Below are 12,843 nucleotides of genomic sequence, written 5' to 3' on the forward strand. Positions count from 1 at the left end.
AAAATGCCCCCTCTGTGTAAAGGAATGAAATAAAATTACTTCACAAAAGGATTTGCATAGAAGGTAATAAGAACAAATACGAGAACATAAATGACAAGAGATTCAATTAATGCAAGACCAACGATAAAGAGAGTCATTAATTTACCAGTAACTCCAGGATTTCTTGCAGAACCTTCAAGTATGCCTCTTAGACCCTGTCCCATACCAGCTCCACCACCACCAGCAGCTGCACCAAGTCCAATCAATGCACCAGCTGTTGCATAACCGTAGTAGTTAAGCTTGGCTGGATCTGACTCAGCAGCAAATACTGCTGATGCAGTTAAGACAACAACAAGAGCAGCAAAGAATACTACTAAAAACTTCCTCATTCTACTTCCCTCCTTTCTTTATTGTTATTTTAGTGAGACTCCTCAACAGCACCTGCTATATAAACTGCTGTAAGCAACATGAAGACATATGCTTGAAGCACGCTTACCAGAGTACCCAATGCTAAAAAGGCCACAGGAACTATAAGAGGAGCTAAAATTCCAAGAACCATTAATAGAAGATGTTTACCAAACATATTTCCAAAAAGTCGGACTCCCAGTGTAAGAGGTCTGGCCAAGTGAGTTATCCATTCAACAATAAACATAAACATCATAAATGGAATAGCATAAATGCTTCTGATAGGACCAAGAAAATGCTCAAGATAGCGAATACCGTGAACCTTAAATCCCATAAACTGATAGATAAAGAAAACAGGAATTGCCATGGCAAAGGTCATGTTAACATTGGAGGTTGGTGATTCAAAACCAGGGATAAGTCCAAATAGATTGCATACTAAAATATAAATAAAAAGTGTGCCTAAAAGAGGCAAAAATTTATCCCCCCAATGCTGTCCAATGCTCATCAATGCCTGGCCTCTTAAAAATTCCATGAGTATTTCCATAATGTTCTGAATTCCAGAGGGAACCATTTTGAGATTGCTCTTAACAACGAGCGCAACGACAATAATAATTCCCATAGCTAACCAAGAATAACTCACGAAGGGCGGAATAGAAGGGAATAACATGTGCAAAAAAGTTGGTGCTTCCACGCTAAGCCTCCTTTCTATTGTAGTTTAAGTTATAATACATAAAAAACTGTCAAATGTCAAGAGCTGAAGAATAAATCTTAAGTTGCCAATTGTTTTCTATATCTATTAAATTAAAAATATGAATGAAAAGATTTATACAGAAGAAAAACACGAAACATCGATAAATCTTCCTCATCTTTACAGAGTTTATCTGCTCAATGACGATTACACTACAATGGATTTTGTTGTTCATGTTTTAATGACAATATTTGATAAACCAAAAATAGAGGCTACTGCAATCATGCTCCATGTTCACAGGCACGGCAAGGGTCTTGCTGGAATCTATACAAAGGAAATTGCTGAGACAAAAGTGCATCAGGTAGAGACACTTGCACGAAGTCACGGTTACCCATTAAAATGCATTATAGAAAGAGATGATAGATAAAGATTTACAGATAATAATCACTGCCACTGTAGAAGACGCCATAGAAAGAGGCCATCAATATCTAACGGTAGAGCATCTTACCTATGCTATTTTGCATGACGAATATGGCACAGAGATAATAAGAAACTGCGGTGGAAACCCAGAAAAAATCAAAATAAGCCTTGAAACATTTTTAGACCAGAACATACCGAAAAAAAAGGGAAGAGGTCAAGCCCAGCCTACTGTAGCTTTTCAGAGAGTTATGGAGAGGACATTAAATCATATAAAAGCAGCAGAAAAAAAACAGGCAGATGCAGGCGATTTTCTTGCTGCAATTTTTCTTGAAGAAGAAACCTATGCTGTAAGTCTCCTTAAATCTTATGGCATCACCCGCGTAGATATCTTAAATTACATATCCCACGGTACGCCTAAACAGGAATTTGAAGAAACAGTCACGAAGGAAGATAAAAAAATAGACCCCCTGAAAACTTTTACCGTTGAACTCACCGAAAAGGCAAAAAAGGGAGAGATTGACCCTATAGTGGGAAGAAAAATAGAGCTCGAAAGAGTTGTTCAGATTTTATCAAGGCGTAGAAAAAATAATGTAATCCTTGTAGGTGAGCCAGGAGTAGGCAAAACAGCAATAGTTGAAGGCCTTGCTATTAAAATTGCAAAAGCGGAAGTTCCTTCCCATCTGAAAGATTTTAAAATATACGCACTTGACATGGGTTCGCTTCTTGCCGGGACAAAATACAGAGGAGATTTTGAAGCCCGAATGAAAGGTCTTATTAGCTCTCTTTATAGGGTTAAAAACTGTATTCTCTTCATTGACGAGATACACACCATCGTAGGCGCTGGTTCCGCAAGTGGTAGCACTGTCGATGCATCAAATCTTTTAAAACCCATTCTGATGGAAGGTAAAATAAGATGTATTGGAGCAACAACATACGAAGAATATAGAAATTACTTTGAGAAAGACCGAGCCCTTTCAAGAAGATTTCAAAAAATAGATGTTTTAGAGCCAAGCGAAGAGGAAACTTTTGAGATATTAAAAGGTCTTAAAAACTATTACGAAGAATATCATAGCGTAAGTTACACTGACGAAGCCTTACATTCTGCCGTAACTCTTTCAGCTCGATATATTAATGATAGATTTCTACCAGATAAAGCCATTGATATTATAGATGAAGCAGGAGCAGTTGTAAGACTTTACAACGACGATAAGGTTGTTGACAGTAAAGTCATAGAACAAATCATCTCAAAAATAGCAAGAATTCCCTCTCAGGAAGTAACCTCTAATGATATAGACAGACTTAAAAACCTCGAGACTGAACTCAAGGCTCAAATATACGGACAGGATGAGGCTGTAGAGTCTGTGGTAAGAGTAATAAAAATCTCAAAAGCTGGTTTAAAAGAGATTCAAAAACCTATAGGCTCATTTCTTTTCACAGGTCCTACAGGTGTTGGCAAAACAGAGCTTGCAAAACAGCTTGCAAACAAACTGGGAATTGCTTTTTTGAGATATGACATGAGTGAATACATGGAAAAACACTCTGTAGCAAAGCTCATTGGTGCTCCTCCTGGATATATTGGATTTGAACAAGGTGGGCTTCTTACTGAAGCAATAAGAAAAAATCCCCATTGCGTGCTTCTACTTGATGAGATAGAGAAAGCCCATGAAGACATATTCAATATTCTCCTTCAAATAATGGACTATGGCACATTGACTGACAACACCGGCAGAAAAGCTGATTTCAGAAATGTAATATTAATAATGACCTCTAATCTTGGAGCAAGAGAGCTGGAAAGACCTGTCATAGGATTTGGAGACAGAACCAAAGACCAGTTAAAAAAGAGCAACGAAGCTATAGAGAGACTTTTCAGCCCCGAATTCAGAAATCGTCTTGATGCTGTTATAACCTTTGCGCCACTTCCTGAAAATATTGTTATAAAAATTGTAGAAAAATTTATTAACGAATTGAATGAACAACTTTCAACAAAAAATATCCACGTCAGGCTAACCAAAAAAGCTAAAAAATGGCTTGCCAAAAGAGGGTTTGACACTAAATTCGGTGCAAGACCTCTTCAAAGATTAATCCAAAAAGAGATAAAAACTCCTCTTGTTGAGGAGATTCTTTTCGGTAAACTTACAAATGGTGGAGAAGTGGTCATCAATATCGTTAATGACTCAATAAAATATAAAATAAATGACCGTCTTTCTACTGTCTGATGAATTAAGCTTTCCAAATCCCGAACTATCTGAACCAGATGGTTTACTTGCAATAGGTGGAGATTTATCTCCAGAAAGACTAATTCTTGCATACGAAGTCGGAATTTTTCCATGGTATAATGAGTTGCCCATCATGTGGTGGTCTCCTCCCAAAAGACCCTTAATTTTTCCAAGACTTTTCAACCTGTCAAGAAGTCTGTATCAGATATTAAAAAAAGACATCTTTAAAGTTACTTTTAATAAGGATTTTGAAGCTGTAATAGATTTTTGTGCCCACACAAAAAGAAAAGACTCTTACGGCACCTGGATTACCGCTGAAATGAAAGAAGCCTATATCGTACTACACCATCTCGGATATGCCCAATCTGTTGAAGTATGGAGAGAAAAAGAGCTTGTAGGCGGACTTTACGGTATTAGTATTGGAAAAGCTTTTTTTGGAGAGTCCATGTTTTCACTAATCAGCAATGCATCAAAGATAGCTCTTGCCTGTCTTGTTGAGTTTTTAATAAAAAATGATTTCTATTTTATCGACTGCCAAATAACCAATGAACATCTTCTGAGAATGGGCGCAATAGAAATTCCTCGATGTGTCTTTCTTAAACTTCTGAGCGAGGCCATACAAAAAAATTTTATAATAGAAAAATGGAGTTATGAGAAAATATCCACCAAGCATACAGCCTTGTTTTTAAAAAACAAATTAATCAAAAGGAGTCTTTAATTATGAAGTTGCTACTATTTGATATAGACGGAACACTTATAAGTGCTGGTGGAGCAGGTACGAGGTCTTTGAATAGAGCCTTTGAAAAAGTTCTTGGTATAAGAGAGGCCTTCGTGAACTTTGAGATGGCAGGTAAGACAGATATTCAGATAATAAAAGAAGGGCTAAAACTACACGGAATAATCCCTGAGAAAAATCTTATAGACGATTTAATTGACAGCTATCTTATGTTTCTTCAGGTTGAAATCAATAATAACTCTAAACATATCAAGCCAGGCGTAGTTGATTTTATCAATTTTATGACCGGTAGTTTTTCCTATCCCATGGGATTACTTACAGGAAATCTTGAAAAAGGTGCTCGAATAAAACTCGAACCCTTTGCGCTTAATTCTTATTTTCCTTTTGGAGCTTTTGGTAGTGACCATGAAAACAGAAACAATCTACTGCCCATAGCAGTTGAAAGATATGAAAAATTTTTCAAAAAACCCATTAACTTTAGTGATTGTATCGTTATAGGCGATACTCCAAGAGATGTAGCCTGTGCAAAACCTTACGGTGCGAAGGTAATCGCTGTTGCCACAGGTCCATTTACAAGAGAAGACTTACAAAAAACAGATGCCGATGTGGTAGTTGAAAATCTTTCGGAAATAGATAAAATTCAAAAAATTCTTTTTTAAAATGGGAAAATTTCCTGTAACAGAAAAGAAAGAAAATGAGCTCATTCGTGAAATGGAATTCTTAGGAATTAAAGAGGTCGATATTGAAGAAAGATTTATTAGATGCTCAGGTCACGGAGGACAAAAAGTAAATAAAACATCAACAGGTGTATATCTCAAACATATACCCACCGGCATTGAGATAAAATTTACAAAGGAACGCTCCCAAGGACTTAACAGGTTTTTTGCAAGACGTTTACTTGTAGAGAAAATTAAAGAAATCAAAGGAATAAAAACTAACAAAATAGAGATAATAGAGAAGTTACGAAAAAGAAAACAGAAAAGCAGAAAAAGAAACAGGGAAAGAGAGGGCATTTAGCCCTCTCTTTTATCTCGGTATAAGTTTTGTTGCCAGTTGAATTCTTATAGTAGCTCTCTCTAAAGCAGCCTGAGCTCTTGCATGGTCAATGTCAGCCTCACCAGCCTGTGCCTTCCTGAGTCTTTCCTCTGCTCTCGCTAAGGCAGCCTTGGCCCTCTCTACGTCTATCTCTTCAACCCTTTCAGCACTTCCAACCAATACTAAAACTCTGTCGTTTAGAACCTCACAATAACCCCTATTAATGAACACATAATGAGTCTGCCCATCCTTCTTATAAGAGAGAGAGCCGATTCTTAAGGCAGTCATAAATGCACAGTGTCCAGGGAAAACTCCAAAATCACCCTCTGCACCAGTGGTATATACCTCATCTACTTCTTCATTTATTAACTCTCCGTAGGGTGTTATAACTTCTAATTTGAGCTTATTGTCCATCATACACTCCTTTAATTAGACCTGTCTTGTGTAACCAAGCTTCTTAGCTTTCTCCTCCACCTCTTCTATTGGACCAACCATGTAAAATGCCTGCTCTGGCAGGTCATCATATTTACCATCAAGAATTGCCTTAAAGCCTTTTATTGTTTCATCAAGCTTGACATACCTTCCCGGCGTTCCTGTAAATGTCTCTGCCACATGGAAGGGCTGACTTAAGAACCTCTGAAGTTTTCTTGCTCTTGCAACGGTAAGCTTGTCATCTTCTGAAAGCTCTTCTATACCGAGAATTGCAATAATGTCCTGCAATTCTTTGTATCTCTGCAGCACTGACTGAACACCTCTTGCAACCTGATAGTGCTCATCACCAACTACTCTTGGGTCAAGAATTCGGCTTGTTGAGTCAAGAGGGTCAACGGCAGGATATATTCCAAGCTCGGCAATCTGACGGGAGAGAACGACTGTTCCGTCAAGGTGAGCAAAGACTGCGGCAACTGCTGGGTCTGTCAAGTCGTCTGCAGGAACGTAAATTGCCTGCATGGAGGTAATAGAGCCTTTTGCTGTTGTGGTAATTCTTTCCTGCAAAGCACCCATTTCTGTAGAAAGAGTTGGCTGATAACCAACTGCTGAAGGCATTCTACCGAGAAGTGCCGAAACCTCTGAACCGGCAAGGGTGTATCTAAAGATGTTGTCTATGAAGATAAGAACGTCCTGTCCTTGGTCTCTAAAATACTCAGCAACAGTAAGGGCTGTAAGAGCAATACGGGCTCTCACTCCTGGGGGTTCGTTCATCTGTCCGTAAACAAGGGCAACCTGAGGCAAAACGCCTGAGTGCTTCATTTCAAGGTAAAGGTCGTTTCCTTCACGGGTTCTCTCACCAACACCTGCAAAAACGGAGACACCACCGTGTTTCATAGCAATGTTGTGAATCATCTCCATGATAACGACTGTTTTACCAACGCCTGCACCACCGAACATTCCCATCTTACCGCCTCTTACGAAGGGGACAAGAAGGTCAAAAACTTTAACACCTGTTTCAAACTGCTGGGTGGTTGGAGACTGTTCGGTAAACTCTGGAGCTGTTCTGTGTATAGGATACATGTCTTGGGCTTGAACAGGACCTGCCTCATCGACAGGTTCACCAGTAACATTTATAATTCTTCCTAAAACAGGTTTACCCACAGGCACTTTTATAGGTGCACCTGTATCGACAACTTTCATTCCTCTTACTAAACCATCGGTAGAACCCATTGCTATTGTTCTTACTCTGTTTTCACCGAGATGCATTGCGACTTCAAGGGTGAGATGAATCTCTGGAATGCCTTTTTGAGGGTCTCCAGGTTCATCTATTTTTAATGCATTCAAAACCTCGGGAAGCTGGCCTTCAAATTCGCAGTCTACAACTGTTCCTATAACCTGTACTACTTTACCTACGTTCATAATTTAAAACCTCCTTTATTCTTTTTTAAAATTTTATCCTTCACTCTGCTTTAAAGCTTCAACACCACCTACTATATCCATAAGCTCTTTTGTAATTGATGCCTGTCTTACTTTATTGGCAATTAAGGTGGTCTTTCTAATTAACTCATCGCAGTTCTTTGTTGCATTGTCCATGGCTGTCATTCTTGCTGCCTCTTCTGCAGCCTGAGATTCTAATAGAGCCCTGTATATTTGAATTTCAATGTATATAGGAAGCAGCATGGCAAAAAGCTCCGGTGCTCTTGGCTCGTAAGTGAAAGGTATAAATGTAGGCTGTTCAGCAGGCTCTGAATCTATCCTTCCAATTGGAAGTAATCTGTTTATTACTACCCTCTGGGCAATAACTGATTTAAATTCATTAAATATGACAACAACCTCATCTACTGCTTCGCTTACGTAAGAATTTATCATCTCTTGAGCTATTACCTGAGCATGAGTATATTGAAGTTTGCCCGATATTCCTGTCCAGACATTTTTGAGCTGAAAATCTCTTCTCTTAAAATAGTCTCGAGCCTTTCTTCCAACAACTGATAGAACTATATTAAGTCCCTCACCCTTAAGCCTGTTTATTTCTTTGTGAGCTGCCCTCAGTATGTTTGTATTGAAAGCACCACAAAGTCCCTTATCCGATGTGATTACAAGCACTTCTACAGTTTTAACAGGTCTTCTTAAAAGAATTGGAGGCACATCACCTCTCATCTCTACTGCACCAGCAAGGTCTGCAAGGACTTGCTGCATCTTTGTAGCATATGGCCTATACCTCAGCATGCTATCCTGGACTTTACGGAGCTTTGCAGCCGCCACCATCTTCATGGCAGAGGTTATCTTCTTTGTTCCCTGTATTGCCTTTATTTTCTTTCTTATATCTCTTAATGTTGGCATTTAACAGCTCCTACCTTCAGATTTTATTTATTACGGCTGAAAAGTCTTCTTAAACTCTAAAATGGCATCGGTTATCTTCTGTTTTAAAGAGTCATCGAGCTCTTTTTTCTCTCTGATTTCTTTTCTTAAGTCTTCCTTCTGACTTCTGATAAAGCTTAAAAAGCCCTGCTCAAAAGCCTTAATTGCTGAAACAGGTAGCTCATCAAGGTGTCCCTGTGTTCCCGCAAATATCAACATAATCTGGTCTTCTACTGGCATAGGAACATATTGGTCTTGTTTAAGAAGTTCAACCATTCTCTGTCCTCTTTCAAGAAGCGCTCTTGTTGCTTTGTCAAGGTCTGAAGCAAACTGGGCAAATGCTGCAAGTTCTCTGTACTGGGCAAGGTCAAGTCTGAGCATTCCTGCAACCTGCTTCATTGCTTTAATCTGTGCAGCACCACCAACACGGCTAACAGAGAGACCGACGTTAATAGCTGGACGGACACCTGCATAGAAAAGCTCTGGTTCAAGGTATATCTGACCGTCTGTAATAGAAATAACGTTTGTTGGAATATATCCAGAAACGTCTCCTGCCTGGGTCTCTATTACAGGCAATGCTGTAAGAGAACCTCCTCCTTCAGCATCGGAGAGTTTTGCTGCTCTCTCAAGCAGTCTTGAATGAAGATAGAATACGTCGCCGGGATAAGCTTCTCTTCCTGGTGGTCTTCTAAGAATCAGGGAGACCTGTCTGTATGCATAAGCCTGCTTAGTAAGGTCATCATAGCAAACTAATGCGTGCATTCCTTTGTCTCTGAAATATTCACCCATTGCACATCCCACATATGGAGCAAGATACTGCATTGATGCTGGTTCAGAGGCAGTTGCTGCAACAACTATTGTGTGGTCCATAGCGCCATACTTTTTAAGGGTCTCAACAACCTGAACTACGCTCTGACGACGTTGACCACAAGCAACATATATACAAATGCAGTTCTGCCCTTTCTGATTGATGATTGTATCTAAAAGAATGGCTGTTTTTCCTGTCTGACGGTCACCGATGACAAGCTCTCTCTGGCCTCTTCCTATTGGAATCATGGCATCTATTGCTTTAATACCTGTCTGAAGAGGCTCTTTAACTGGCTGACGCTTAATGATACCCGGAGCAATTACGTCAACCTTTCTAGTGGCCTTTACATTAATCGGACCTTTCCCATCAATTGGAATACCAATTGCATTGACTACTCTTCCGATTAACTCCTCTCCAACAGGAGTCTCCATAACTCTTCCAGTTCTCTTTACAATGTCACCCTCTTTAACAAGTCTGTCATCACCGAACAGGATTGCACCTACGTTATCTTCTTCAAGGTTAAGAGCCATACCGTAAACGCCATTTGGAAGCTCAAGCATTTCAGAGGCCATGCAGTTGTCTAATCCGTAAATTCTTGCAACACCGTCACCAATCGATGTGACTATTCCTACTTCGCTGACATCAGCTTTCTTCTCAAAGTCAGCAATCTGCTTCTTAAGGTACTCACTAATTTCTTCCATCTTAAGTTCCATAGTTTCTCACCCCTTTATAAGCTTATCTCTTAAAAGACCTAACTGGCCTTTTATACTTAAGTCATACATTGTGCTTCCCACTTTAACCCTTACTCCACCAATTAGTGAAGTATCAATTTCGTACTGCAACTCCACCTCTCTGCCCGTGATAGACTTAAGAGATTCAACAATTTTTTGTTTCATCGCCTCCGGAAGTTCAATGGCTGAGGTGACCACACCTTTAACCTTTTTCTTTGCTTCCAAATAGAGAGCATTGATGTATCTGACAATCTCACTAAGTCCTATCAGAACTCCCTCAACGCTCAGAAAGCTGAGGAACTTCTTTGCCTCCTCTGGAAGTGACAGCTTTTCACACAGATAGCTTATAGCTCCCACTCTCTCCTCATCGTTAAAGGATGGCGATGTGAGCATGTTTCTGAACTGTCTTTCTTTCTGCATCAACAAAGCTACAGCCTCAAGCTTCGCAACAATTTCTGGCACCTGGTCTATATTGACCAGACTTAAAAATTGTTTTGCATACTTTTTTGCCTTTGCTCCTCTGACCTTTCTCAATTTTTCCGCCCCTCTATTATTTTTATTGATTCCTGAAGAAGCTTTTCCTGCTCTTCAGGAGTAATTTTTTCCTTCAATTTCTGTTCACTCAACTGAATAGCAAGTTCTGCAGCCTCGAGCCTTAGAGCATCTTTAGCCATTTTCAACTCAAACTCAATATTTGTCTTTGCCTGCTCGATAATTTTCTCTTTCATTTTGTCAGTCTCTTGCATAATCTGTTGTTTTTCCTGTTCACCTATTTTTTTAGCAGACTCTATTATTTCCTGAATTTCTTTATCCTTCAATTTAAGCTTATCCTCAACCTCTTGAAGAGCTTTTTGGGCAAGCTCTTTTGCCTCTTGAGATTCTTTTATGCTTTTTTCAATAAGCTCTTTTCTCTGGGCAAGATAATTTTTGATTGGTTTACCTAAAAATTTGACTATAATGAATACCAGTATAGCAAAGTTAATGGTTTTGAAAGCCCAGTCTTTTAAACTGCCTCCATGCTCTCCTCCCTCTGCTGCATAGGCAGTCACTGCACTTAGAATACAGATTGTTGAGATAAGAAGTATTAGTCTTTTCATATTGCCTCCATTATACCTTTACCAATTTGTTTACAATCTCTTCAGATAGTCTTTCAACTTCTTGCTTAAGCGCTGCCCTCACCTTTTCTGTCTCAGCCTTAATCTCTGACCTTGCCTTTTCAATCATCTGAACTGCCTCTTTTTCAGCAGCCGATAGAACCTCTCTCTGATAGGCCAATGCTTCTTCCCTCAGGGAATTAATAATCTGTTTAGCTTGCGCCTTTGCATTAGCAAGGTCAGCATTCATCTGTGCAATGGCCTGTTCTTTTTTCTCTGTCATTACCTGAGCATCTTCCAGAGCACCTTTAATCATCTGCTCGCGCTGCCTGAAAAGCTCCATCATAGGTTTGAAAAGGATTGCATTGAGGATAAACATTAGGACAAAAAATTGAATCATTAGGACAAAAAACCAGTTGTTAAACTCTAACATACCCCACCTTCTTTCTGTTAGATTTTTTGATGCTTAAATTCAACTGCATGACAAGATACCATATACAGCTTTTTTTGTCAAGAAATCGTTAATTTTAAATTTTTATGGTTTTATTAAAATTTTCTTATAAATCCCTGTGAATCACAATTGGATTGAGCGAAAGGGTTTTTATAAAATCTCCTATCTCCTCGGCAATAACGACAGACCTGTGTTTCCCTCCAGTGCATCCTATACCTATTGTAAGGTAGGCTTTACCTTCTCGTTTATATCCTTCAATAGCAAATTTTAAGAAGTTTTTTAATCGTTTTAAAAACTCCTTTGTTTCTCTCTGTTTGAGAACAAAATCCTTAACCTTCCTGTCCTTTCCTGTAAGCTCCGTTAATTCGGGAATAAAATATGGATTAGGCAAAAACCTTGCATCAAACAAAAGGTCTGCATTTGAAGGGATTCCTCTTTTAAAGCCAAAGGACAAAATTGTAACCGAAAGGGTTCTGAGCTCTCCACCGTAGATTGATGAGATTAAAAACTTTAGTTCGTGGGGGTTGAAGTTCGATGTATCGATTATTCTCGTTGCAATGCTTCTGAGAGGCTGAAGTAAGACTATCTCTTCTTTAATTGCTTTTAGTAGTTCATTATGAAGAGAGAAGAGGGGATGAGGTCTTCTTGTCTCTTTATATCTTCTAAGTATTGTTTCATCGTCAGCTTCAAGAAAAAGAACATCTGTTTTATAACCTTTTTTTGTCCTTTCAATTAGCTCTACTGATTTACCAAGAAATTGATAAAGCCTTATGTCAATTCCAATTGCAATCTTTTTAAAATTTCCGTATTTTTGTAGGATTTTTAAAAAATCTGTTACTGCCGGAGGTGGTAGATTGTCAACGCAGAAAAAGCCTATATCCTCAAGCGTTCTTAAAGTAACAGTCTTCCCTGCTCCTGAAAGTCCTGTTACTATTACTAAAATTGGTTTTTTTCTCAAAAATCAACCTTTCTTATTTGGCAGGCTCAATTAAACCAAAATTCCCGTCCTTCCTCTTGTAAACGACATTTACATCACCGCTAAAGGAATTGACAAATATGAAAAAATCTTTGTCAAGAAGCTCCATCTGGTCAACGGCTTCTTCAGGAGTCATCGGCCTCAGGTCAAACTTTTTGTATTTTACAATTCTTTTGGGTAGTTCTTCTGTCGAAGTTGTCGGAGTGAATTTATTTGATTCTTTTTTGTTTTTATTTTGAACTTTTTCCTTATACTTTAATATTTGCTTTTCAAGCTTTTCTACGACTTGGTCAACGGCTGAGTAGAGGTCTTCCGTTTTTCCTTCTGCTTGAATTAAATGTCCATTTACCTTTACAAGTACGTCTATTTTGTGAGTAAATTTTTCAGTGCTTATTGTTACTGTTGCCTCTGCTAACTCATTTAAAAATTTTTCAAACTTTCCAACTCGCTTTTCAATATACTGTCTCAGTGCCTCTGTTACGTCAATATTTTTCCCCCTGATGTTGATTTTCAT

The 12,843-nt window shown here is 38.8% G+C and carries 16 protein-coding genes; 5 read left to right on the forward strand and 11 right to left on the reverse strand.

Features of this window, described 5'->3' with window-relative positions; translation table 11 throughout:
- Window positions 1-35: 35 nt before the first annotated feature.
- Both ACZ430_RS05710 and atpB read right to left on the reverse strand, forming a co-directional pair.
- Window positions 36-368, reverse strand: coding sequence for an ATP synthase subunit c family protein (locus ACZ430_RS05710; RefSeq protein WP_297212191.1), 333 nt, complete (start codon window positions 366-368; stop codon window positions 36-38).
- A gap of 29 nt (window positions 369-397) precedes the next feature.
- Entirely contained in the window at window positions 398-1,075 is a 678-nt protein-coding gene (gene atpB, locus ACZ430_RS05715) for a F0F1 ATP synthase subunit A (protein WP_297212195.1), read from the reverse strand.
- A gap of 118 nt (window positions 1,076-1,193) precedes the next feature.
- Here atpB and clpS point away from each other — a divergent pair, with 118 nt between their 5' ends.
- Genes clpS through ACZ430_RS05740 form a run of 5 tightly spaced genes read left to right on the forward strand, consistent with a single transcriptional unit; the run spans window position 1,194 to window position 5,461 of the window.
- Window positions 1,194-1,499: an ATP-dependent Clp protease adapter ClpS gene (gene clpS / locus ACZ430_RS05720; RefSeq protein ID WP_297212198.1), complete on the forward strand. Its 306-nt coding sequence runs from the start codon at window positions 1,194-1,196 to the stop codon at window positions 1,497-1,499.
- Window positions 1,489-3,708 carry an ATP-dependent Clp protease ATP-binding subunit ClpA gene (clpA, locus tag ACZ430_RS05725; RefSeq protein ID WP_464910429.1) on the forward strand — a complete coding sequence of 740 codons (2,220 nt, stop codon included), beginning with the start codon at window positions 1,489-1,491 and terminating at the stop codon, window positions 3,706-3,708. Before clpS ends, clpA begins: the two co-directional genes overlap by 11 nt.
- The gene (gene aat, locus ACZ430_RS05730; RefSeq protein ID WP_297212204.1) at window positions 3,686-4,426 is read left to right on the forward strand and encodes a leucyl/phenylalanyl-tRNA--protein transferase; all 741 of its coding nucleotides are present in this window, start codon (window positions 3,686-3,688) and stop codon (window positions 4,424-4,426) included. Before clpA ends, aat begins: the two co-directional genes overlap by 23 nt.
- Before the next feature lie 2 nt (window positions 4,427-4,428).
- Window positions 4,429-5,103 (forward strand): HAD family hydrolase, encoded by a 675-nt coding sequence (locus ACZ430_RS05735; protein WP_297212207.1) that lies wholly within the window; start codon window positions 4,429-4,431, stop codon window positions 5,101-5,103.
- Window position 5,104: 1 nt separating this feature from the next.
- Window positions 5,105-5,461, forward strand: a complete 357-nt coding sequence (locus ACZ430_RS05740) for a peptide chain release factor family protein (protein WP_297212211.1) — start codon at window positions 5,105-5,107, stop codon at window positions 5,459-5,461.
- Between the two features lie 9 nt (window positions 5,462-5,470).
- Here ACZ430_RS05740 and ACZ430_RS05745 read toward each other — a convergent pair whose 3' ends face one another.
- The 9 genes from ACZ430_RS05745 to hpf all read right to left on the reverse strand — a co-directional run bounded on the left by ACZ430_RS05745 (window position 5,471) and on the right by hpf (window position 12,843).
- Window positions 5,471-5,893, reverse strand: a complete 423-nt coding sequence (locus ACZ430_RS05745; protein WP_297212213.1) for a F0F1 ATP synthase subunit epsilon — start codon at window positions 5,891-5,893, stop codon at window positions 5,471-5,473.
- A gap of 15 nt (window positions 5,894-5,908) precedes the next feature.
- Window positions 5,909-7,330 (reverse strand): F0F1 ATP synthase subunit beta, encoded by a 1,422-nt coding sequence (gene atpD, locus ACZ430_RS05750; RefSeq protein ID WP_297212216.1) that lies wholly within the window; start codon window positions 7,328-7,330, stop codon window positions 5,909-5,911.
- Window positions 7,331-7,363: 33 nt separating this feature from the next.
- Window positions 7,364-8,251 (reverse strand): ATP synthase F1 subunit gamma, encoded by an 888-nt coding sequence (atpG, locus tag ACZ430_RS05755; protein ID WP_297212218.1) that lies wholly within the window; start codon window positions 8,249-8,251, stop codon window positions 7,364-7,366.
- A gap of 30 nt (window positions 8,252-8,281) precedes the next feature.
- Window positions 8,282-9,790, reverse strand: a complete 1,509-nt coding sequence (gene atpA, locus ACZ430_RS05760) for a F0F1 ATP synthase subunit alpha (RefSeq protein WP_297212220.1) — start codon at window positions 9,788-9,790, stop codon at window positions 8,282-8,284.
- 6 nt (window positions 9,791-9,796) lie between these two features.
- Window positions 9,797-10,342 (reverse strand): ATP synthase F1 subunit delta, encoded by a 546-nt coding sequence (gene atpH / locus ACZ430_RS05765; protein ID WP_297212222.1) that lies wholly within the window; start codon window positions 10,340-10,342, stop codon window positions 9,797-9,799.
- Entirely contained in the window at window positions 10,339-10,905 is a 567-nt protein-coding gene (gene atpF / locus ACZ430_RS05770; protein WP_297212224.1) for a F0F1 ATP synthase subunit B, read from the reverse strand. Before atpF ends, atpH begins: the two co-directional genes overlap by 4 nt.
- 10 nt (window positions 10,906-10,915) lie before the next feature.
- Window positions 10,916-11,335 (reverse strand): ATP synthase F0 subunit B, encoded by a 420-nt coding sequence (locus ACZ430_RS05775; RefSeq protein ID WP_297212226.1) that lies wholly within the window; start codon window positions 11,333-11,335, stop codon window positions 10,916-10,918.
- 124 nt (window positions 11,336-11,459) lie between these two features.
- On the reverse strand, window positions 11,460-12,311 hold the full coding sequence (gene rapZ, locus ACZ430_RS05780; RefSeq protein WP_297212228.1) for an RNase adapter RapZ: 852 nt from the start codon (window positions 12,309-12,311) through the stop codon (window positions 11,460-11,462).
- 13 nt (window positions 12,312-12,324) lie between these two features.
- On the reverse strand, window positions 12,325-12,843 hold the full coding sequence (gene hpf, locus ACZ430_RS05785; protein WP_297212230.1) for a ribosome hibernation-promoting factor, HPF/YfiA family: 519 nt from the start codon (window positions 12,841-12,843) through the stop codon (window positions 12,325-12,327).

This window comes from Thermodesulfovibrio sp. TK500a, from assembly GCF_055381765.1.

Bases quoted from the DNA above. Each gene is read 5' to 3' on its own strand.
- ACZ430_RS05710 (WP_297212191.1), bottom strand. From the start codon at position 368: ATGAGGAAGTTTTTAGTAGTATTCTTTGCTGCTCTTGTTGTTGTCTTA.
- clpS (WP_297212198.1), top strand. From the start codon at position 1,194: ATGAATGAAAAGATTTATACAGAAGAAAAACACGAAACATCGATAAAT.
- clpA (WP_464910429.1), top strand. From the start codon at position 1,489: ATGATAGATAAAGATTTACAGATAATAATCACTGCCACTGTAGAAGAC.
- aat (WP_297212204.1), top strand. From the start codon at position 3,686: ATGACCGTCTTTCTACTGTCTGATGAATTAAGCTTTCCAAATCCCGAA.
- ACZ430_RS05735 (WP_297212207.1), top strand. From the start codon at position 4,429: ATGAAGTTGCTACTATTTGATATAGACGGAACACTTATAAGTGCTGGT.
- ACZ430_RS05740 (WP_297212211.1), top strand. From the start codon at position 5,105: ATGGGAAAATTTCCTGTAACAGAAAAGAAAGAAAATGAGCTCATTCGT.
- ACZ430_RS05745 (WP_297212213.1), bottom strand. From the start codon at position 5,893: ATGGACAATAAGCTCAAATTAGAAGTTATAACACCCTACGGAGAGTTA.
- atpD (WP_297212216.1), bottom strand. From the start codon at position 7,330: ATGAACGTAGGTAAAGTAGTACAGGTTATAGGAACAGTTGTAGACTGC.
- atpG (WP_297212218.1), bottom strand. From the start codon at position 8,251: ATGCCAACATTAAGAGATATAAGAAAGAAAATAAAGGCAATACAGGGA.
- atpA (WP_297212220.1), bottom strand. From the start codon at position 9,790: ATGGAACTTAAGATGGAAGAAATTAGTGAGTACCTTAAGAAGCAGATT.
- atpF (WP_297212224.1), bottom strand. From the start codon at position 10,905: ATGAAAAGACTAATACTTCTTATCTCAACAATCTGTATTCTAAGTGCA.
- ACZ430_RS05775 (WP_297212226.1), bottom strand. From the start codon at position 11,335: ATGTTAGAGTTTAACAACTGGTTTTTTGTCCTAATGATTCAATTTTTT.
- hpf (WP_297212230.1), bottom strand. From the start codon at position 12,843: ATGAAAATCAACATCAGGGGGAAAAATATTGACGTAACAGAGGCACTG.